This is a genomic window from Dyadobacter sp. CY356, assembly GCF_021440195.1.
Taxonomy (GTDB): Bacteria; Bacteroidota; Bacteroidia; order Cytophagales; family Spirosomataceae; genus Dyadobacter.
Window position 1 is genome coordinate 39,741 of sequence record NZ_JAJTSZ010000012.1, and the last position, 20,951, is coordinate 60,691.

Annotated in this window: 18 protein-coding genes; 7 read left to right on the forward strand and 11 right to left on the reverse strand. The window is 40.7% G+C overall.

Translation table 11 applies throughout. The annotated features are described in order from the left end of the window. Positions 1-130 precede the first annotated feature (130 nt). The 6 genes from LXL81_RS27260 to LXL81_RS27285 all read right to left on the reverse strand — a co-directional run bounded on the left by LXL81_RS27260 (position 131) and on the right by LXL81_RS27285 (position 5,949). Complete coding sequence (locus LXL81_RS27260) at positions 131-709, reverse strand: hypothetical protein (protein ID WP_234650910.1); 579 nt, start codon at positions 707-709, stop codon at positions 131-133. A gap of 50 nt (positions 710-759) precedes the next feature. Beyond that, positions 760-2,064, reverse strand: a complete 1,305-nt coding sequence (locus LXL81_RS27265; RefSeq protein ID WP_234650912.1) for an LVIVD repeat-containing protein — start codon at positions 2,062-2,064, stop codon at positions 760-762. Between the two features lie 134 nt (positions 2,065-2,198). Continuing rightward, positions 2,199-2,369, reverse strand: a complete 171-nt coding sequence (locus LXL81_RS27270) for a hypothetical protein (protein ID WP_234650914.1) — start codon at positions 2,367-2,369, stop codon at positions 2,199-2,201. Positions 2,370-2,524: 155 nt separating this feature from the next. After that, on the reverse strand, positions 2,525-3,760 hold the full coding sequence (locus LXL81_RS27275) for a serpin family protein (RefSeq protein WP_234650915.1): 1,236 nt from the start codon (positions 3,758-3,760) through the stop codon (positions 2,525-2,527). A 109-nt stretch (positions 3,761-3,869) separates the two neighbouring features. Next, positions 3,870-5,411, reverse strand: coding sequence for a hypothetical protein (locus tag LXL81_RS27280; protein WP_234650917.1), 1,542 nt, complete (start codon positions 5,409-5,411; stop codon positions 3,870-3,872). After that, positions 5,386-5,949 (reverse strand): RNA polymerase sigma factor, encoded by a 564-nt coding sequence (locus tag LXL81_RS27285; protein ID WP_234650919.1) that lies wholly within the window; start codon positions 5,947-5,949, stop codon positions 5,386-5,388. Before LXL81_RS27285 ends, LXL81_RS27280 begins: the two co-directional genes overlap by 26 nt. Before the next feature lie 343 nt (positions 5,950-6,292). Here LXL81_RS27285 and LXL81_RS27290 point away from each other — a divergent pair, with 343 nt between their 5' ends. The 3 genes from LXL81_RS27290 to LXL81_RS27300 all read left to right on the forward strand — a co-directional run bounded on the left by LXL81_RS27290 (position 6,293) and on the right by LXL81_RS27300 (position 7,673). Beyond that, the gene (locus LXL81_RS27290) at positions 6,293-6,589 is read left to right on the forward strand and encodes a muconolactone Delta-isomerase family protein (protein WP_159475541.1); all 297 of its coding nucleotides are present in this window, start codon (positions 6,293-6,295) and stop codon (positions 6,587-6,589) included. Positions 6,590-6,677: 88 nt separating this feature from the next. Further along, complete coding sequence (locus LXL81_RS27295; RefSeq protein WP_234650921.1) at positions 6,678-7,163, forward strand: ribonuclease domain-containing protein; 486 nt, start codon at positions 6,678-6,680, stop codon at positions 7,161-7,163. Between the two features lie 69 nt (positions 7,164-7,232). Next, positions 7,233-7,673: a barstar family protein gene (locus tag LXL81_RS27300; RefSeq protein ID WP_234650924.1), complete on the forward strand. Its 441-nt coding sequence runs from the start codon at positions 7,233-7,235 to the stop codon at positions 7,671-7,673. Here the strand turns inward: LXL81_RS27300 and pnuC are convergent. Then, positions 7,670-8,290 carry a nicotinamide riboside transporter PnuC gene (gene pnuC / locus LXL81_RS27305; RefSeq protein ID WP_234650926.1) on the reverse strand — a complete coding sequence of 207 codons (621 nt, stop codon included), beginning with the start codon at positions 8,288-8,290 and terminating at the stop codon, positions 7,670-7,672. The genes LXL81_RS27300 and pnuC overlap by 4 nt on opposite strands. Before the next feature lie 210 nt (positions 8,291-8,500). Here pnuC and LXL81_RS27310 point away from each other — a divergent pair, with 210 nt between their 5' ends. From LXL81_RS27310 to LXL81_RS27320, 3 genes are all read left to right on the forward strand, one after another. Then, a complete protein-coding gene (locus tag LXL81_RS27310) occupies positions 8,501-9,112 on the forward strand; it encodes a hypothetical protein (protein ID WP_234650928.1) in 612 nt (203 codons plus the stop codon). Between the two features lie 206 nt (positions 9,113-9,318). Beyond that, positions 9,319-12,669: a transcription-repair coupling factor gene (gene mfd, locus LXL81_RS27315; RefSeq protein ID WP_234650930.1), complete on the forward strand. Its 3,351-nt coding sequence runs from the start codon at positions 9,319-9,321 to the stop codon at positions 12,667-12,669. Positions 12,670-12,768: 99 nt separating this feature from the next. After that, positions 12,769-14,028 (forward strand): SUMF1/EgtB/PvdO family nonheme iron enzyme, encoded by a 1,260-nt coding sequence (locus LXL81_RS27320; protein WP_234650932.1) that lies wholly within the window; start codon positions 12,769-12,771, stop codon positions 14,026-14,028. 84 nt (positions 14,029-14,112) lie between these two features. On the opposite strand, the gene LXL81_RS27325 is transcribed toward LXL81_RS27320, so the two are convergent. Beyond that, positions 14,113-14,799 carry a ComF family protein gene (locus tag LXL81_RS27325; RefSeq protein WP_234650934.1) on the reverse strand — a complete coding sequence of 229 codons (687 nt, stop codon included), beginning with the start codon at positions 14,797-14,799 and terminating at the stop codon, positions 14,113-14,115. Between the two features lie 157 nt (positions 14,800-14,956). Between LXL81_RS27325 and LXL81_RS27330 the strand changes: the two genes are divergently transcribed. After that, positions 14,957-16,318: a dihydroorotase gene (locus LXL81_RS27330; RefSeq protein WP_234650937.1), complete on the forward strand. Its 1,362-nt coding sequence runs from the start codon at positions 14,957-14,959 to the stop codon at positions 16,316-16,318. Here the strand turns inward: LXL81_RS27330 and LXL81_RS27335 are convergent. The 3 genes from LXL81_RS27335 to LXL81_RS27345 all read right to left on the reverse strand — a co-directional run bounded on the left by LXL81_RS27335 (position 16,304) and on the right by LXL81_RS27345 (position 20,863). Then, entirely contained in the window at positions 16,304-16,726 is a 423-nt protein-coding gene (locus tag LXL81_RS27335; RefSeq protein WP_234650939.1) for a (deoxy)nucleoside triphosphate pyrophosphohydrolase, read from the reverse strand. The genes LXL81_RS27330 and LXL81_RS27335 overlap by 15 nt on opposite strands. A 142-nt stretch (positions 16,727-16,868) precedes the next feature. After that, positions 16,869-17,894, reverse strand: coding sequence for a Holliday junction branch migration DNA helicase RuvB (gene ruvB, locus LXL81_RS27340; RefSeq protein WP_234650941.1), 1,026 nt, complete (start codon positions 17,892-17,894; stop codon positions 16,869-16,871). A 92-nt stretch (positions 17,895-17,986) separates the two neighbouring features. Then, positions 17,987-20,863 carry a PKD domain-containing protein gene (locus LXL81_RS27345; protein WP_234650944.1) on the reverse strand — a complete coding sequence of 959 codons (2,877 nt, stop codon included), beginning with the start codon at positions 20,861-20,863 and terminating at the stop codon, positions 17,987-17,989. Between the last annotated feature and the right edge of the window lie 88 nt (positions 20,864-20,951).

Below are 20,951 nucleotides of genomic sequence, written 5' to 3' on the forward strand. Positions count from 1 at the left end.
AAATCAAATTGAATTTAATAAAAAAAGATGTGTAACCGTATGAAAAAAATCCCGTCTGAAATATTTTTACAAACGGGATCAATATTCACACCAAATTGAATTTCAATTTATTACTGATAACAAATCCCACTCAAAAACTTATCCCAATCCTGGCTGCAATCCGGTTATAAACGCGTTCTTCGTTACGTTCAGTCTGATTCCAGAGCAATGGCTTTTCAGCGGAAACTTCTTGTCTTTTATAAGTAAGCGAAAGTGTGAAAGAAGATGTGCTTACATTCCCGATTCTCAGCCCGATACCGGGATTAACCATCCAGCCGCCCTTAGTTTTATATCCGTCTGAATCCTGATGAAGCCATGTAAAACCATAACCAGCGTCAGCAATAACGAAGAAACGGGCATTAGACCTGCCTGAAAGGTCATAACGGATTCCGGCTGCCACAGGATTTATCAGCGCACTTTTATACCAGTCAGCGCCAATTGTTATTCCGGCACCCAATTTTCTGCTTAATTGTATTCCGTTAAAAGTCTGGAGTGTCAGGCTGGTTCTGCTTTCTACCGTATTTTGCTGAGAGCCGTTTGAATATTTAACCCGCCCAAATAACCCTCCGAATTCCGTGTGGTTAACAAACCTGTTTTTAACCACGACATCCTGAGCGTTGGCAGAATTTAAAGTAAGTATTGATATGAATAGAGAAAAAAGAATTTTCATCGTGCTTATGTGATTTGAAGGTGAGTAAATAGTTCAATAGATCACAGCAATCATGGAATGGCCTTATTCACCGGAATTTTACTCAGTTCACGAATATTTTTTGGATCTGTTACATCGAACTGATAAAACCCATCCTTGCCGATCAGCATCAATGTCTTGCCAAGGGAAATAACATCATAAGCATCAATATCTTTAAAATGCGAGATCTGATGTTTATCAATTTCCATTTTATCAGCCACGTCAAAAACTTTCAAACCTTTATCTCCTTCACATAAATACAAAGTCGGGAAATCGATACTTAAACCATGCGGGCTCTCCATCGGATAGGTTTTGATCAATTTGGGATTGGCGGGGTTACTGACATCCACCAGATCTAATTGATTTTGCGTTCCCTGACAAGCCGTTCCCGTTCGCAGGGTTACGTACGCGATGTCGTTATGTACAACCACAGGATCGCAAGCCCGCCCATGCTGGAATACTGAAATCTGTGTTGGAGCAGCAGGGTCTGAATTATCAAAAATGATCATTCCTGTTGTTGTTCCAAGAAAAAGTTTGTTCTGATAGGGAAAAATGGTTTCGATATTAAAATTTGTGTTAACCGTGGTGAAGTCGGTTGGCTGCGATGGATTTGATATATTGAATAAGTGCAACCGGTTTTGCTGGACGGTATATAAAAATTTGTCATATAAGGCAAAACGCGCCATAGATCCAGCCTGGCCATTAGGCTGAGCCGAAGAAGCAGATCCGGAAGAATTGAATGAAGCAGACGACAAGAACCCAGAGTCAAACGATGTAAGCATTATAGGCGAAACATTTTCCTCGCAGCTTGTCGTCACAGTTTCCGTTACAAAATCAACTGTAAAATCCTGAATTGAGATGAATCCCTCAGCACTATTCTGTCCCATCAAAGACCAGCTTACACCATCAAATTGCCCAAACTGAAAAACATTTTGCACCCGTCCCACCTCCTTTGCATTGGCAGGATCTGTAATATCCAGCGAAACAAGATCTGAATAGCTGTCTGCATACAGAATATTGTTACGAACAGCGATATCGCCATTGCCAGGAATATTTATAAAGGAAATAAATTTTGGATTGGTTGGATCGCTATTATCAACCACATGAATCCCTTCTTTTATTTCATTGATAAACAGATAATTACCTTTGGTATAAATTTTACCCGGCCGGACCAATTCCCGTTTTGATTCCGCTTTTACACTGCTTCTGATCTCAGCAAGCGATCGGGTAAAGGGAGTGAGCCTTCGCGTTATGCGCGTCTCTTTACATTGGTCATTACAGGAAAATAATCCAAAAGAAAAGACGGCGATAATCAGTGGAAGTAGTTGTGTTTTCATGACCGAAGCGTTTTTCGTTAGGTGATCTGAGTTTATATTTTTTCTCAGTTTTATCCTAAGACACAATGTTTGTAAAAAAGGTTGTAACCTTTTTTACAAATTCGTCTGAAAATGAATGGAATAGGTTTTAAAATTTAGTATTCGTCACCGGAATTCGGCTTGGTGTTTTCAAATTTTAGGGTCGCTGACATCAAATTGGCGGAGCGCATTTTTAATCTGGCCAAAACCATGAAGCTGCCTAAAACAAAATCGTCCGCAAGCAAAGCCAGCGGACGATAACGCACCCCGAAAACGTCGATTGACACCAACGTTTATTATCTTTTAGCTGTTGGCTTTTAGCGATTAGGCGTTACGGTGGATAATTGATCCACTTTGCCAAAAACTAATTTTTAACCTGCAACACCTTAATTTCTTCAATGTCTGGAACTTTCGCCAAAGGCCAATTCCTGACAGTTAATAGCTATTTACTGTCCGGATTCATGATTCTTCCCATGAAAAGGATTGTATTTGATGTTTTTTCGCTGATGATTATACCGAAAGGGCGGTCGCAGATGATTTGCAATGGTTCGGTAGGTCCCGCAGAACCAACCATACCTATTGTCGTTACCGCCGCCGCTTCCGTACCTGTTTCGTCGATGCCCAAATAAGTGTCCTGTTTTATAAAACTTACCGCTGTTGCAGCTGATTTACTTATTTTGCCAAATTCTGCCGCACTTGTAAAAACTTTATTGATTCCCATTTTTGTCAACGTTGAATTTAGCATTACGCTATAATCCAGTTTAAAACGCGGCAAACCAACATTCACTTTTTGCTCTCCGAGCGAGGACTGGATTTTGCCCCATTCCGCTGTTGTAAAGGAATTTAAAAGATCCGTTATTACTGTTCCTGTCTTAGGTAATACAATTGTCATTTCAAATTGGCCATTGCCATAAGGAAGCTTCACTGCAGAATATTTATCAAAGCTCCCGGCGGTATAGTCATCATTATTATACATCATCTTCACATTCGTGTCCGTTCCGGTTTGAAGATGAAACGCTTTATCCTGAGTGTTTTTAGAATCGAATTTTGCTGCCCAATCTCCTTTAAAATACAGCGCATTCAATAAATACAAAACAGCGTCAGGATCAAGCTGATCAAGCACTTTTTTAATTTTCCCGTTGGTTTTATCACTAGCCCACTGGTTAATTTTACCCAATGCGGCATTATTAAATTCCAGCGAGGTAACGTCTGCGTTGAATGACTGGTTTAATACATTTTTAAAATCGGTTTCAACCTGAACATTATTTCTGAACCAGACCGAATTGGCAAGTCCAAGCGTTACTTTGGAGTCTGCAACCGGCATATCATTCAAAAGTGTTTTGTAGGCATCATTAAGCTCAGAAAGCGAAACACCTTCCATTTTCAGCGTTTTAAGAATTTCCGTAGCAGTTTCATTTTCAGCTCCATTCAGAAGCATTCCTAACGCCATGTGAAGACTTAGCGGCGATACGAACAAATTAGCATCCGCCGTTTCAGTTTCCTGAAGATTTTTGAAAAAATCAAAAGCAAAATCATTGGTTCCGGCAGAAATCCGTGCAGGAATTTGAACCGGATGCACTTCCCCTGGTGCAGTATCGATATCATCGTTACTGCACCCTAAAAGAATTCCTGCCAGAAGAGCAGGAATTAACATCTTGATTTGAAGAATTTTATTCATGGCTAATAAATAAAATGCGTAAATGATTCAGCTTCTTCAACCTTTGTAACCGGTTATATTACAAAGAGTCAATTTTCTGCTGATTGGTTGGAACGGATAAAATCTTTTTTTAAAAAGAATACCTCACACCCCAGGCAACACCATATAAAGATGGATGTGATTCCAGTGATTCGCTGGTTTTGAATCCTGAAAGCAGCGACCGCTGATAAGATCCTGAAAGTGTTGCTTTTAATTTTGCCGACAGTTTATAGTTAAAACGAAGACCTGTTGTTGCTGAATAATTCAAATTCCGGTATACATCGTCTTTCGGTGTTGAGGTGATTATTGATCCCGAAGCCGACTCAAATTCATTGTTGATAAAGAAATTGGTTATTACCCCACCCACAACAGAATAGCTTAATTTCTTATCAGGATTTAATGTAAAACCAGCCTGAACCGGAACCTGAACAAAACGGTAATTATTAATGACTTCTTTATTTAAATCAATATAAAGTGTATTGGAGGCAGAATAGGCAGCACCACCACCCGTAGTAGGGCTGTTAGGAGAAGCATTAGATCCCGATGCCGTTTTATCTGCTAATGCACTTTGCAAAACATTTTCCGACTGGCTGTTCACTGCATTCAATAAATAACCCCCACCTTCATAGGTCGAATTTCCCTGCAAATAATTCAGACCCGTTTCAACCGACCAGTGTTTGGAAATACGTTTCGCTCCTTGCGTCTGAAGCGCGTAGGAGGCGCCTGAACGGCTGCTTCCGGATAATGATTGTCTGGATGCATTCGCAGAGGCATAAGCAGACGGTGCATTTACAACATTGATATTTGGGTTAAAACTCGCAGGCATCACATTTACATCAGCCCAATATTCCTGTTTCTTTTTTTCCTTTTTTGGGCTCTTGTTACTTGCTATCGCATCAGGCTTAAAAAATACATAACGTTTCTGCACATAAACATCCAGATCTTTGTAGCCGATCGGTGTTAATGCCTCGGCCAGAATTTGGCTTGCAGCATCCGGATTTGACATTACAAACGGTTTTTCAGGATTATTATTCAAATCAGCAATTTCATCTGTTTTCTTTAAATCGCTGGCTAACAATGATTTTCTTTCTTTATTAAATCCGGACGAAGCAGCAATATTGTTCTCAGCAGAAGGCTGAACGTCATTTCTACTTTCCGAAAAAGCCGGTTTTTGCACCGCTAACTTTTCACCCGCACTTATAAAATCATTGTCTTTTTCTGACAGTTCTTTTCTTCTCTCAACATTTGAAACTGCATTTTCAGAATTTAAAATCTGCGTTTTTCCGATTTGCTTTTCAGTTTGAATAACACCTTTCTCTTCTTCAATAATCGCTTTCTGACTATCAATTAATTGTTTATCAGTAGCTGCGATCTGCGAATTTGCTTTGTTGTTGTTCACATCATAAGAACCATCCCACAAAGCAATACCAACCATAAGCAAGGCTGCAACCGAAGCTGCGGCATACCAGTAGCGCGGTGTTTTCCACCAAAGCGGAATCACCTTTTCCTTTTCTTCCTCATCAAGGCGAGCCTCTATACCTTTCCAGGCAGACAGAGGGGGCGTTTCAGTAGAGTCCTGAAATGCCTTTTTCCATTGCTCTTCAAAGCTATTTTGTTTGGACGGATCCATCATCAAATCTTGTTTCTTTGTTCAACTTTTCCTGAAGAAGCGTTCGGGCACGCGAATACTGCGATTTCGAGGTTCCTTCGGATATACCTAATTTCTGGGCTATTTCATTATGCTGGTAACCTTCAATGGCGTACAGATTAAAAATTGTCTGACAGCCGATAGGCAACTCCTTGATAAATTCCAGCAGCTGCTGCCACTGAAAATCTGCCAAAGTAATATCCTTTCCGGCCAAGCCATTTTCATGCGTATCAATGTCGTCGAGCTGCTTAAGATATTTATGCTGCCTCAAATGGTTTAACGCTGTATTGACCGCGATGGAACGCAGCCAGTATTCAAGCGGACTATCATTTCGAAACGTACTTATATTCTCATAAATTTTTATAAAAGCATCTTGTAAAACATCTTCTGCATCATCTCGGTTTTTGGTATATCGCAAGCATATAGCAAACAATTTGCCGCCAAAAACATCATATAGCTGTTTCTGGGCGACACGGTTGCGCTGTTGACAGCCAATCACCAATTCCTGTTCGTTAAAAGTCATCCGAAGTTTAAGGGGGTGCTACTTTCGGTTTGATTTATATATTCTGCCTTATAAATAAGGATTATGTCTTGTTTTAAACCTGCTTCACTATCTTCCTGAATAAATAATTTGCCAGCCTTTCAATAAGTTGACACCTATATTTGAAAAATGGTTGGAACATAAGTTTAAATAATTAAAACTTTTTTTAACTTACCTGAGTTCAAACACGGGATTCATAAAATCGTTGATCTGTTAATATGCGTTAAAGAGTGCCGGGCCAATTATCCCGCAGGAACTATTACATTGCGCATATCCTTTTATAAGAGTAAAGATAGATTTTTCACGCACCTAACCTCTTTCGCTCATGAGTCAATATATGGTTGAAATCCAACTTCCGGCTGTTATGACGGAAGAATACACTGAGAAAATACCGGCGCAGAGAAAAAAAATCAACGAGTTGATGGAGCAGGGACGGCTGATGTCTTATGCTTTATCAGAAGATCGTCTGAAACTTTGGTGCGTTGTAAGAGCGGAAACTGAATTTGAAGTAATGTCCCTGGTTTCAGAATTTCCACTGATTGATTATATGGACCCAACCATTTGCAAACTGATGTTTAATAATGTCGTAGCACTGAGGCTGCCCATGTTTTCGTTAAATTAAAAATAGTATAATTTAAATTTATAAGAACCTCATTGTCTGCACGATGAGGTTCTTTATGTAAAAAGTCTTTATTATATTTTCAAAAATTATGATTTCAAAAATCAGCTACACCCCGTTTTCTTCCTGGCTTAAACAAAGCATTTTTATCTTTGCAACGTTGTTTGCCGTGGCCTGTTCAGGCAATGGAAATAACACGTCTCAGGAAAATTCTCCGGGCCGGGAGCAAACAGAAGCCAAATCAGGAAAACCGGAAAAACTTACCAGGAAATCTGACAAATCGCTTTTAAACAAAAAACAAAAAGGCGAGATTCCGCAAAAGGTTTTGAATGTTTTGGCATATGTCCGGGAAACTGGCAGGGCACCGGAAGGATACCAGGGCGGCAGAAAATTCGGGAATTTCGAAAAACATCTGCCACTAAAAGACGATGCTGGAAGTATCATGCAATACCAGGAATGGGATGTTAATCCTAAGAAAAAAGGGAAAAACAGAGGAGCCGAACGTTTGATCACCAGCAAAAATAAACGCGCCTGGTATACGCGGGATCATTATGATTCTTTTATCGAAATCGAATAAGTTTCCCCGGCAGGTTTTTATCTTTGTATAACATTTTACTTTTACATCTGATTTGATCAGTATAACACCATGAAAAACACACATTTTCTTCTTGCAAAAAAAGATACAGATCTGCGAAAATCGTTTCTGGGTGCGTTTATTGCCAAGGTTGACGGGCAAAAAGCTACTTCTCTAAAAGATTTTCATGAGCAAATTGGCGAGGCGCTAAACTTCCCTGATTATTCCGGAAAAAATCTGGATGCTCTGGATGAGATGCTGAACGATCTGGAATGGATCACGGAAGAAAAGGTGATTTTATATATCACAAATTCCAACGACTGGCTTTCCAAGGAAAAAACAGACGATAAAATTCTTGCCCTTATTGACATTTTTGACGCCACGGCGGAAGACTGGAAATGGATGGATGAAGAGGAAGATGTTGCTAAAAAAGAGCTCCGGATTATTTTTGAAGATTCGCCAAGGATAAGAACAATCCTGGAAGAACAGGAAATTCCTTTTGGTGATTGCTAAAAATTGGCATTTGTCAGTTTCTTCATATCTTTTTTCCATTGAATATATCCCAGAACAGCCAATGCCAGAAAAACGGCATACAAAATGGCTGTTAGGTATAGATCTTTGTAAAAATACATGATGGTATAACAGGCGTCAGCCACAATCCAGACAATCCAGTTTTCAAGATATTTTCGCACCATCATCCATTGCGCGATCAAACTGGCAATGGTTAAGGCAGAATCAACATAGGTAAAACTGGCATTTGTAAAACGGCCGAGGAGAAATCCCCAAAGCAACGTTCCTGCTAAAAAAATAATGGCGAAAATTACATAAAGCTTTGATGGTGTATTACTTACAGAAATCCCGTCGTGACTTTTACCGCCATATAACCACATCCACCAGCCATAAATACTGGTAAAAAAATAATAGCCCTGCAAACTCATATCGGCATATAACTTCACCTGCCAAAAAACGATCACATAAAGTACGGCATTGATAATCCCGAAAAACCAGCCCAATACATTTTGGCGGGTATTGAGATACACGCAAATTGCGCCTGTCAGAAAACCCAGGATTTCAAGAACCGTTGTGGCTATGCCCGCGAAAGTTATGGATTGATTGAGCCAGTCGATCATGAATGTGAAAAAATTACCATGAATTTGTATCCAAAGAAACCAAAAATTAAGCAGACGGATATTTTTTGTATTGACTAATGTGGTTAAAATGAAAATTTCCGAATTCTATTGTCACTCCCTTTGCATTTAAACATAACGATTCTTATATTTATTATACTTTTATCATATCTCAAAAACTTTGTAAGTCTAACATTTCATCAAACTTTCATTATGAAGTTCAAACACACCTTCCTCATTGCATTGTTCTTCATATTCATTTTTACCGGTTGCAGCAATCACTTGCGGCCATTGGGATATGTTGCGGTTCAACCTTACGCAAAACCATTTCAGAAAAAAATCATCCAGCCTTTGAACATTGTCTTAATGGAAGATGTGAGAGATAGTCTTGTAATGGACGGTGGCGGAATTAAAAAAATGGAAGTCCGTGATTTTAGACTAAGCGTAATTAATGGGTTGAAAAGTACTTTCAACAAAAATTTTGAAACTGTTAATTTCCTGGGAATAGCTCCTGAGAAAGGTTTAGTACTGGTTGTCTATCGAATCAGGCCGTTCTGGAAGGTTGGGGGATCGTCTACTTCGGCTGTTCTTGCAGGAAATGTGGCAGTTCCTGTCACTTCAAATAATTCCTCAGCGGCGTTCCAATTTGAATCTTCATTGTTCCTGAATAATAAAAAAATACAGGTTGCCGACAGTCAGACTTACAGTGATGAACTGACAGGAAGTGCGAATCCACATAAAATTTTTGAAGATGGTCTGCGAATTACCTGTGAAACCATTAACAAAATGATATTCACTGACGAGGTTTTGGAGAAAATAAACTGATTTCAAATTAAGACATTTCACAAAAATTTTACGTTGTCCCTGACTCATTTCACTTTATCTTTGTAAATGAATAATAACAGTAAACAAAACCGAAAAAACTGTTGTTGTTAAGTTAAAGCCGACCGGGAAAATCCCTGGAACGGCTTTTTGTGTTTGATAAAGTTTATAAAACCGGGGGAAATTCCTCTAACAATTAAGATATACTTTTGGAAGTAAAAGATTTATTGACGCTATATGGAGGTGACAGTTATCTGGATCTGTTCATTTCACAAATTGCTTCGAAGAAACAGGATGCTGCACATATCCAGATCAAAGGATTGGTTGGCAGTGTAGATGCGGTAATTGCAGCCGCTATTCAGCAAAAAAAGAAAAGTCCGGCTTTATACATTTTGAGCGATCGGGAAGAGGCTGCCTATTTTCAGAATGACTTGCAGAATTTGCTGGGCAAAACGGAGGTTTTATATTATCCGACATCCTACAAACGTCCATATCATTACGAAGAAGTTGACAATGCCAACGTTTTGATGCGGGGCGAAATCCTGAACAAACTGAACGTTGCCAAACCCGGACCTTTTCAGATTGTAACATATCCCGAAGCACTTTTTGAAAAAGTGATCAACAAAAGATCGTTAATTGCCAACACTTTTTCTGTGAAAGTAGGCGAGAAGCTGGATCCGTCATTTCTGACAGAATTCCTGACCAGTTATGGGTTTGAAATTACCGACTTTGTTTTCGAAGCCGGGCAGTTTTCTGTGCGTGGAGGTATTCTGGACGTTTTTTCGTTTGCAAGTGAACATCCGTTCCGTATCGAGCTTTTTGGTGACGAAGTGGAAAGTATCCGATCTTTTGATCCGGATACACAACTTTCGATTGAAACTGCCAAACAAATTAATATCGTCCCGGATATTCAGCAAAAACTGGTTCATGAAACAAGGGAATCCTTCATGGATTTCCTGGACGAGGATTCTGTTTTGTGGTTTAAAGATGCTGAGCTGACGCTGGAAGTAATTGAAAGCTGTTTCGAAAAAGCGGAGAAAGCATTGCAGGAAGTGACGAGCGGCGGTATTCAGATTGTTTCAAATCCTTCTGATTTATTTGAAACAAGACGTGGTTTTTTAAATCAGATCAAGAAATTTAAAACGGTGGAATTCGGTCGCAGGTTTTATTTTAAAACTGAAAGCAAACTCCCCTATTCTTCCAAACCGCAACCGTCTTTTAATAAGGATTTTAAACGGTTACTGGACGATCTTTCTGAAAATCAATCAAAAGGTTTTGTCAATATCATAGTTGCTGAACAACCGAAACAGCTGGATCGTTTGGAAAGGATTTTTGAAGATCTTGATCCGTTTGTCAAATTTCAGCCTATACCGAACATTTCACTCCGGGAAGGTTTTATTGATGAAAATCTGAAAATCGCCTGTTATACCGATCACCAGATTTTTGCCCGTTTCCATAAATATCGTTTAAAAGAGAAATTCAGCAAATCAAAAGCGATTACGCTGAAAGAGTTAAAATCTCTGCATGTCGGTGATTTTGTAACACACGTGGATTACGGTATCGGCCGATTTGCCGGAATGGAGCGGAAAGATGTGAATGGAAAGGAGCAGGAGGCAATCCGTTTGATTTATCGTGACAATGATCTGCTTTATGTGAGTGTGCATAACCTGCACAAAATTGCCAAATACACCGGCAAAGAGGGAACACCGCCTGCGATGAGTAAATTGGGTTCCGGTGAATGGGAAGCGAAAAAATCAAGAGTTAAAAAACAGCTTAAAGATATTGCCCACGAGCTGATTGCGCTTTATGCAAAACGTCGCCAGGCACCAGGTTTCCAGTTTTCTCCAGATAATTATATGCAGGCAGAACTGGAATCTTCATTTATTTATGAAGATACCCCGGACCAGGCAACGGCGATCGCCAGCGTAAAAGATGATATGGAAAAAGGCCATCCAATGGATCGTCTGGTTTGTGGTGATGTTGGTTTTGGAAAAACGGAAGTGGCAATCCGCGCTGCTTTCAAAGCGGTTTGTGATAGCAAACAAGTAGCAGTTCTGGTGCCAACGACGATTTTGGCCATGCAGCATTTCAAAACATTCAGCGAACGTTTGGCTGATTTTCCGGCAAAAGTGGGTTATATCAACCGCTTTAAATCAACAAAACAGATTAAAGACACACTGAAAGAAGCAGCGGAAGGCAAAATTGATATCCTGATCGGGACACACAGGATTTTGAATAAAGATGTGCATTTCAAAGATCTGGGTCTTTTGATTGTGGATGAAGAACAGAAATTTGGTGTAAAAGCAAAAGACCGTTTGAAGGAAATGCGCGTGAATGTGGATGTTCTGACATTAACAGCAACGCCTATTCCAAGAACGTTGCATTTTTCTTTGATGGGCGCGCGAGATCTTTCCGTTATTGCAACTCCGCCGCCAAATCGCCAGCCGGTTACTACTGAAGTTCATTCATTCAGTGAAGAATTTATCCGTGATGCGATCAGTTTTGAAGTACAGCGCGGCGGACAGGTTTTCTTTGTGCATAACCGGGTGAATGATATTGAGTCTATCGCTAACATTATTATGCGTCTGGTGCCGGAAGTAAGGATCGGTGTGGCGCATGGACAAATGGATGGCGACAAGCTTGAAAAAGTGATGGTTGATTTCATTGAAGGCGAATATGATATTCTGGTTTCAACCAACATTATTGAATCCGGAATTGATATTGCCAATGCCAATACGATCATTATTAACTCGGCCCATATGTTCGGACTTTCAGATCTGCACCAGATGCGTGGCCGGGTAGGGCGTTCCAACAGAAAAGCTTTTTGTTACCTTTTAACGCCAAACGCGTCTACCTTAGCCAGTGATTCCAGAAAACGTTTGCAAACTTTGGAAGAATTTTCTGAACTGGGGGACGGGTTTAAAGTCGCAATGCGCGATCTTGATATTCGTGGGGCCGGAAATTTATTAGGTGCTGAACAAAGCGGTTTTGTGAACGATCTGGGTTATGAATTGTATCATAAAATGCTGGATGAAGCAGTTGCTGAATTGAAAAATAATGAGTTCAAAGATCTTTTCTCCTCAGCTTTGGGATTGCCGTCAAAATTATTGCCGGATTGTCAGATTGAAACCGATTTTGCAACGTTAATTCCAGAAAATTACGTCAAGAATATTTCAGAAAGACTTTCGTTATATACCCGTCTTGATGATATGAAAACGAATGTGGAACTGATTGGTTTTGAAAAAGAAGTAGCAGACAGGTTCGGGCCGTTGCCAAAGGAAGTCGAGAATTTACTCAAAACGGTTCGTTTGCGTTGGGAAGCAGAAGGTTTGTATTTCGAAAAATTAACTTTGAAAAGCAATACATTGAAAGGATACTTCGTTACATCGCAGAACGACGAGTTTTTTCAGTCTCCAAGATTTGGGAAAATTATCGATTATATCAAAATGCATCCAAAACAAGGCTCATTGAAAGACCAGAAAGGGAAACTGATGCTGATCTATGAAAATGTGCAAAGTATTGATCAGGCGCACAAGATTTTAGTTGAAATGTGTCAATAATGGATTTATAGCAAATAAGTTCGATTGATTTCATACATTTGCAGTTTCGCATACTATTAAATACCAAACACTCTAAGTCACTTTAAAGCAATGATTTGCATGCATAAGATGGGTATCCGGTCGATCGCGTTGATACTGATTGTGTTATTAGCGGCTACTTCGTGTAGTAAGAAAAAAAGGCCAACGAGCTTAAAGCCTGGAAAAGAAAGTTCAAAAACAGGCCTGGCGTATAACGGCAAGGATGGCTATCAGGTGAAACAATACAAAGCATTACCTGCTGGTCCTGACTTGGTTTATATTGAAGGAGGCCGTTTCACGATGGGATCTTTGGAAGAAGATGTCATGAACAGACGCGATAATCCGAAACGTACGGTAAGTATCCAGTCGTTCTATATGGACCAGACGGAAGTTGCCAACGTTCACTATCTTGAATACTTAAATGCTGTTCAAAAGGATTCATCCGAAGAATTTTACAGCAAAGCCTTACCTGACACAGCTGTTTGGTATAATGAATTGTCATTCAACGATTCATACGTGACTATGTATCTTCGTCACCCTGGTTTCCGTTTATACCCTGTTGTAGGTGTATCATGGGTTCAGGCTAACGACTATTGCGCATGGAGAACTGCCGCTGTAAGTAAGAGCAATACGGCAATTGGTAACAAAGCCGGACAGAAGAAAAAAGGATTTGCTATCGGCAAGAAGAAAAAAGCTGCCAACGCTGCGGAAGCAGAAGCGGTTGCATCAGCGGAACCAACACAACTTAGAATTGAAAGTGGTTACGTAATGCCTCCTTACCGTCTGCCAACAGAAGCAGAATTTGAGTATGCTGCGATCGCGATGATCGGTACACAGTATGCTGACGAAAACCAATCAAACCAGCGTATTTATCCTTGGGATGGTTCAACGATGCGTCAGCCTCGTGGCCGTAAACAAGGAACAATGCTTGCCAACTTCAAACGCGGACCTGGGGATTATGCAGGTATCGCTGGTAAATCAAATGATGGCGCGATTATCACGCAGGAAATTCGTTCATATCCTGCTAATGATAACGGTCTTTATGATATGGCTGGAAACGTTAGCGAATGGGTTTATGATGTTTATCGTCCGCTTTCCAACAATGATGTAAATGACTTAAACGCATTCCGTCGCGATGGATACCAGGATGATGCGAAAAACTACGATAACAAAAACAGCAACTCTCTTATCAACGATAACCTTCGTGTTTACAAAGGTGGTTCATGGTCTGATGTAGCTTACTGGTTATCTCCGGGAACACGTCGTTACATGGATCAGGATTCTGCAACTGCATCAGTTGGTTTCCGTTGTGCAATGATCGCAACTGGTAGTCATAAATAAGATTCTTTTAGAGAAAATAATATAGTTAAAATCAGGATCAGGCTTTAAAAACCTGATCCTGATTTTTTTTGTGCTTGTTTTCTTTTAATGCTGAGTTGAAGCAATCGTCAAAATGTGAAATTGTATACATCCTGCATTCTTCAAAACTTCCATACAGGCTTCCAAAGTTGCGCCGGTTGTTAAGATATCGTCGATGATAATAACGGTAAGTCCTTCCATATTTCCATTGACCTGAAATACTCCTTTAACATTTTCCCAGCGTTCGTTACGGGTCTTTCCCGTTTGTGTTTCTGTGAATTTTGTCCTTTCCAATACCTTTCCTGACCAGGGAATATTTGTTGCATTTGAAAATCCTTCGGCCAGTTTATCACTCTGGTTATAACCGCGGATCTTCAATTTCTTTTTGTGCAAAGGAACTGTAACAATCAGATCAGCCTCAGGCAAATTTCCATTTGATAACATTTCCTGCCCGAACATAAAACCGAGTAAAACACCAATTTCAGATTTACCGCGATATTTCAGCGCGTGTAAAAGTTTTTGTACTTTACCTTTTTTGGTAAATAATAAAAATGAATTTGTCCCGGCCACTTCATGCACATCAACAAATTTTTGTTTGACAGACGCACTAAATACACTATCCTGCTCAATCCTTGGAAGTCCGATTCTGCATGATGTACAGATAGTTTCCTCATTACCGATCAAACCTTTGTCACAAGCCTCGCAACATCTTGGAAAAATCAGATCAACGAAATCAAACCAGAGAGAAGCCATGACAATTTTGAATGATTGAATGAGAGAATAACAGAATAATTTTGAATGAGAGAATGATTGAATAAATTAGCTGGTCAGAACAGACCTTGTTAACTTTACAACATCGACATCCTGGTTGTTTTTTGACTTTTTATAATTAGCATTTTCCTCATAAGCAATGAATACCCTTATCCTGAATGCCCGAATTGTCAATGAAAATACGATACACGAATCTGACGTATATATCGCTGATGGTCACATCCAACGCATTGGAAAAGACCTGCAAAATCTTCCTGCTGATCGTTTTATTGACGCTAAGGGCACTTATTTGCTACCCGGTGTAATTGATGATCAGGTTCATTTCCGCGAGCCGGGGTTGACTTACAAGGCTGATATTCATTCTGAAGCACGGGCCGGAGTTGCGGGCGGTGTAACGTCATTTATGGAGATGCCAAATACGGTTCCCAATGCGCTCACCCAGCAACTTTTGCAGGATAAATATGATATTGCCGAAAAAAGCTCTTTGGCGAACTATTCGTTTTTTATGGGTGGTTCTAATACCAACTACGACGAGGTAATGCGTACAGATCCTACGCAGGTTTGCGGAATCAAGATATTTATGGGTTCTTCTACCGGAAATATGCTTGTAGATTCGCCGGAAGTTCTCGAAAAGCTGTTTGCTAACGCACCAATGTTAATTGCGACACATTGCGAGGATGAAGCAACAGTTCGCCAGCGGATGGAGTTTTTTAAAGAAAAATATGGTGATAACGTTCCTTACGATATTCACGCTTTGGTCAGAAATGAAGAGGCTTGTCTGATTTCCTCCACTTTCGCAAGTGGCCTGGCACATAAACATAAAACCAGATTACACATTCTTCATATCTCGACTGGGGATGAAGTGTCACTTTTTGAAGTTGGAGAGCGTAAAAATGGTAAGATACTGCTGGCAGACGGATCTCCAAAACTTGTCACTTCCGAGGCTTGTGTGCATCATTTATGGTTTGATGCAGAAGATTACCGGACGCTTGGAAACAAGATCAAATGCAACCCGGCTATCAAAGCACCACATCACAAAGAAGCGATTTTACAAGCGGTTTTAGATAATCGCATTGATGTAATTGCAACAGATCATGCGCCGCATACTATCGAAGAAAAGGCATTACCTTACTGGCAGGCACCTTCCGGGTTACCTTTGATTCAGCATACACTAAATGTGATGTTGGAATTCAGTAAACAAGGAAAGATACCTTTGGAAAGAGTAGCTGAAAAAATGAGTCATGCCGTGGCAGATTGCTTCCAGATTAAAGACAGAGGTTATATTCGTGAGGGATACTGGGCAGATCTGGTTCTTGTTGATCTTGATGGAATCACTTTGGTTGAACCTTCCAATATTTATTCAAAATGCGGATGGTCACCTTTTGAAGGGACAGATTTCCAGTCTGTCATAACACATACTTTTGTGTCCGGCCATCTGGCCTACGAAAATGGTGTTTTTGATGAATCGGTTAAAGGAAAAAGAATGTCATTTACCCGATAGGTAGGTGTAGTAACTTTTAATAATGTCCAGATCCCCGGACGTCCAGTTTAATGACAGCAAATCTTGTGGATCAAGCCACATGATTTGCTCATGCTCCGATAAGGTCATTTCAAAAGTGCGCAGTTTACAAACAAAAGGCACCAGAATGATTTCTCTCCAACCCTGATCTTTTATCGTCACCGGCAATTTTTGAATTATTTCAATATCCACATCCAGTTCTTCACGGATTTCGCGAAAAAGGGTTTCCTCATCATTTTCGTTTTCCTCCTGCTTTCCCCCGGGAAACTCCCATTGCAGCGGAAACGAAAGTGCCGCACTACGCTGTCCTGCCAAGACTTTTCCATCATGTTCAATAATTGCACAAGGCACTCTCACAACCAACTTTACAGCAACAATACTTTCTATCATACCAGCAGTGACACAAAATTTCACGCAAAAGTACGCAATTATCGAAGAATATACAATGCCATTGGATCAATTATTGTCTTGTTGACACTATCTTAACATAAGCGTAAATATCTTAAAATCAGCTTTTCTAGCGATAGGATTTTTAAAATAACTCCCCTGAGCGATGCCTTGGCAGTATTCCCAAATGACGGTATGCTTTTTCGGTTACTTCACGGCCTCTGGAAGTTCGTTTCATATAGCCTTCCTGAATCAAAAATGGTTCATAAACCTCTTCAATGGTTTCCGCTTCCTCTCCACAAGCCGTAGCAATAGTGGAAAGTCCAACCGGGCCGCCTTTGAATTTCTCAATGATGGTACTCAAAATCCGGTTATCCATTTCATCCAGACCGTTCTGGTCTACATTGAGTGCCAACAAAGCCATTTCGGCGATGGCTACCGTAATTCTGCCATTACCTTTCACCTGCGCAAAATCACGCGTTCTGCGTAATAGATTATTGGCTATACGCGGGGTTCCACGGCTACGGCGGGCAATTTCATAAGCGGCATCATCTTCTAGTGGCGTTCCAAGAATTTCGGCTGATCTTTTTAAGATTGATTTCAACAATTGGGCGTCATAATATTCCAGTCGCGCATTGATACCAAAACGTGCCCTTAAAGGCGACGTCAGCATTCCGGCGCGTGTGGTTGCACCAATCAGTGTAAAAGGATTCAGACCGATCTGGATACTACGGGCATTCGGACCGCTATCCAGCATGATATCGATTTTATAATCCTCCATGGCAGAATACAGATATTCTTCGACAATCGGATTCAGACGATGGATCTCGTCAATAAAAAGTACATCATGTTCCTGTAAGTTGGTCAGCAAACCAGCCAGATCACTGGGTTTGTCAAGGACAGGGCCTGAGGTGATTTTAATTCCCGCAGCCAGCTCATTGGCGATGATATGCGATAACGTCGTTTTTCCAAGACCGGGAGGGCCATGCAATAGTACGTGATCCATGGCGTCACCCCGCTGCCGGGCTGCCAAAACATATATTTTTAAATTTTCAAGAATTTTTTCCTGTCCTGTAAAATCATCAAACGAAAGCGGGCGTAATGCCCGCTCTACATCTTTTTCAGTATTAGAAAGATTTTCTTTATCTCCGGACAGATAATCCTGGCGCATAAGCTTTTCGACAATATTTATAGCGCTTCAACAAAAAACGCACACATGTTACCTGATCAAAAATAACCGTTTTTATTGGCAAAACCGAACAGTTAACGAATCACCATGACAGAGCCACGCAACACAACAGGATTTCTTTCAGGGAAATATTGGGCTTCGTAAGAAACAATATATGGATATACGCCCGGCTGCACTTTCATGCCCTTATAAGTCCCATCCCAACGGCTTTCAATCGAATTGGTTGCATATATCACCTCACCCCAACGGTTGTAAATCCGGATGGAATAATTGGTGTAATATGCTCCAAAAACTTCCAGTGTTTCATTTTTACCATTTCCATCTGGTGTGAAAGCATCAGGAATAAAGAACCGGGGTTCACATTGATCTAAAACGGTTGTCGACTTCTGTGCAATACAACCTTCCTTATTTGTCCCCAAAACGGTGTAAACGCCTTTTTGATTTACCGTTATTGTTTGTGTAGTATCACCGGTAGCCGGCCATTCGTAATGGATAACCCCGACACCTTTGGCATCCAGCACGGTCGATCCGCCATCAGGTATACAGATATAGTATTCAGGCGCAAGTCCCAGGAAAGGTGATGGAAGTTCTCCAACCTGAATTGTATCCGCATTATAACAGTCGTTCCCGTTTTTAACCTGAACAAAGTAAGTACCCGGCTGACGAACGGTTATACTCCTTGTTTTTTCACCGGTATTCCATAAAAACTCTCTCCACGTAAGTCCCGGAGCCGTAATTAAAATAGAACTGTCGCGGCACATGGTTGTATCTGCCCCCAGATCAAATGCCGGCGGCTTTCGTAAGGTGACTTCGGTAGTATCAGCCGTGAAACAATCTCTTTGCGGACCATTATAGGCAACGGCAATGTAGCGACCAGTGGCAGTAACTTTCAAAGTCCTGGAACGGCCAACAATTCTGCCTCTGTTATACCATTCATAAATTTGCGCTGTGATACCCATGTCCAGCTGAATATATTGTCCGCAAGTATCGATGTTCGCACGAAGATTCATAGCAGGTGGTGTTTCATAAATAACAACGGTATCTTTTGTTACCATTGTCGTACACTCATTTGTCTGCGAGAGCGTTACGAGATAACTACCAGGCTGCGTGTAAGTATGGGTTGCCTTTTGTTGTTGTTTTGATGGAGCAGTAGGAGCACTTCCATCACCGAAGTTCCAGCTATACGTATCTTCTTTGGGATCGCAAATCGGTCCGGCTTCAAAGGTTGTCGGTTCATTGGTACAAAAACCATCAGCAGTAAAGCCTGGCCCGGATGATTCCTGAGAGAAATCCTGAACCATATTAGGCAAACCTAATCCACTTTTTTTGCCACCAAGATTTGCACCTTCTAATTTATATTCAATCGTACTAACAGAATTTCTTTCCGGTTTTCCAATCACACCCAGATAATCACTTCCGTCAACAGCCATGTATATCTTCCCATCAGAAGCCATTTGTAAAGCCCCGTACTTCTGCGTGGCAGAACTGTCGATAACCAGCGCGGATTCTACCAGCGTACTGTCGCTAAATGTAAGATCGTATTGTTTTAAATATGATTTGGTTTTCCCGTCTCCCTGAAAGGTGACGTACATTTTTTCACCACTGGAAGAAAATTCTATCCCATACGCAATAGGCGGGGCAGGCCCGAGATTTATTTTTTTGTCATAGGTAAGAACACCTGTTGAATCATTGAATTTGAACAATTCAACATAATTGGTAGGCGGTCCTGGTATGACAATTGCCAATCGCCGGTCACCGCTGGTACTGTCCGGTGAAGAGAATTTCATATATCCTTCTCCTTTATTCAAGGAATCGTGCGCCATACCCAATTCAGGAGAACTGGTCTCTGTAAGACCACCGGTTGTAGCGTGAAAAATTCTGAATTTATTGGTTCCGTAATCATGTGAAACAACCCAATAGGTGGTATCTCTTTTATTTTCAACCGCTGCAATTCTTTCCGTTGTTGGCTGCTGTAAGGTTGTATTTTGTTCTATAATGGCACCTTTACCATTATTCCGGCGCATATCTACCACACTTACTGTAAGATATTTCGTACCCTGAATATCTGTTGTTGTAAAAACATTATACAAATATTCACAACCGCGGCAGGTGGGCTGCGGAACAATTAAAACCGATTCTGTGGATGTATGACTACCTAAAAGCGGCGCGCAGTTGGCGATCGCAAAGCAATCCATCTTCTTATGGTCCTTATTATAGATGGTGATACCATCAGAATAAAACAGCAATTCACCTTTTGAATTTGCTATGGAAGAAACCCCTTCTGCCGTATTTACCTGACCATCCGTTAAAGGTGATGGCGGAGAATTATTAAAATCAAGCCCCGCATTCGCTCCAAAATACCATTTGGCACCTTCCGAATTGGTAGGTTCCATACAAATCTTCACATTAACCTTATCCTGGAGTTTACAACCATTTGGCATAATAACCTGAACGGAATAACATCCGGAGCTGTCGACTTTTAAAATCTGTGTTGTATCACCTTTTGGATACCAGATATATTTTGCGCCTGCGGGTGCATTGGTAGGATAAGGATTCAAATCAATACTTTGTCCGGGACAGATGGTAGTATCTGCTTTCCATTTCTGAAATGCAGGTGGAACTTCTCCAATAGTAATTGCCTGCGTTTCCGTTGTCTTCGAACCATCAGCAAAAGTTCTGGTCAATGTGACATTAAAAGTCCCGGCAGTTTTGTAAGCATGCAAAGGATTTCGTACAATATCCGTTCCTCCGTCTCCAAAATCCCAGGCCCAGGCCGTAGCCTTGCTATTGTTGTCTTCATTAAACACAGTTCCATCCTCCGCGCACGCCGGACTTGGCACGCACTTTTCTGTGACCGTGAAAGTTTGACCTTTTGCAAATCCCGTTACCAGAAAGAACAAAAAGAAAAATGAATAAAATATTTTCCGATGTGTATTATAAAATTGCCTCATGTTTCGTTACTAAATCAATCATCCCTACCGAGCCACTTTAATATTCTTGTTACCTGATCATTCTAACGAAAATAATATGTTAAAATTT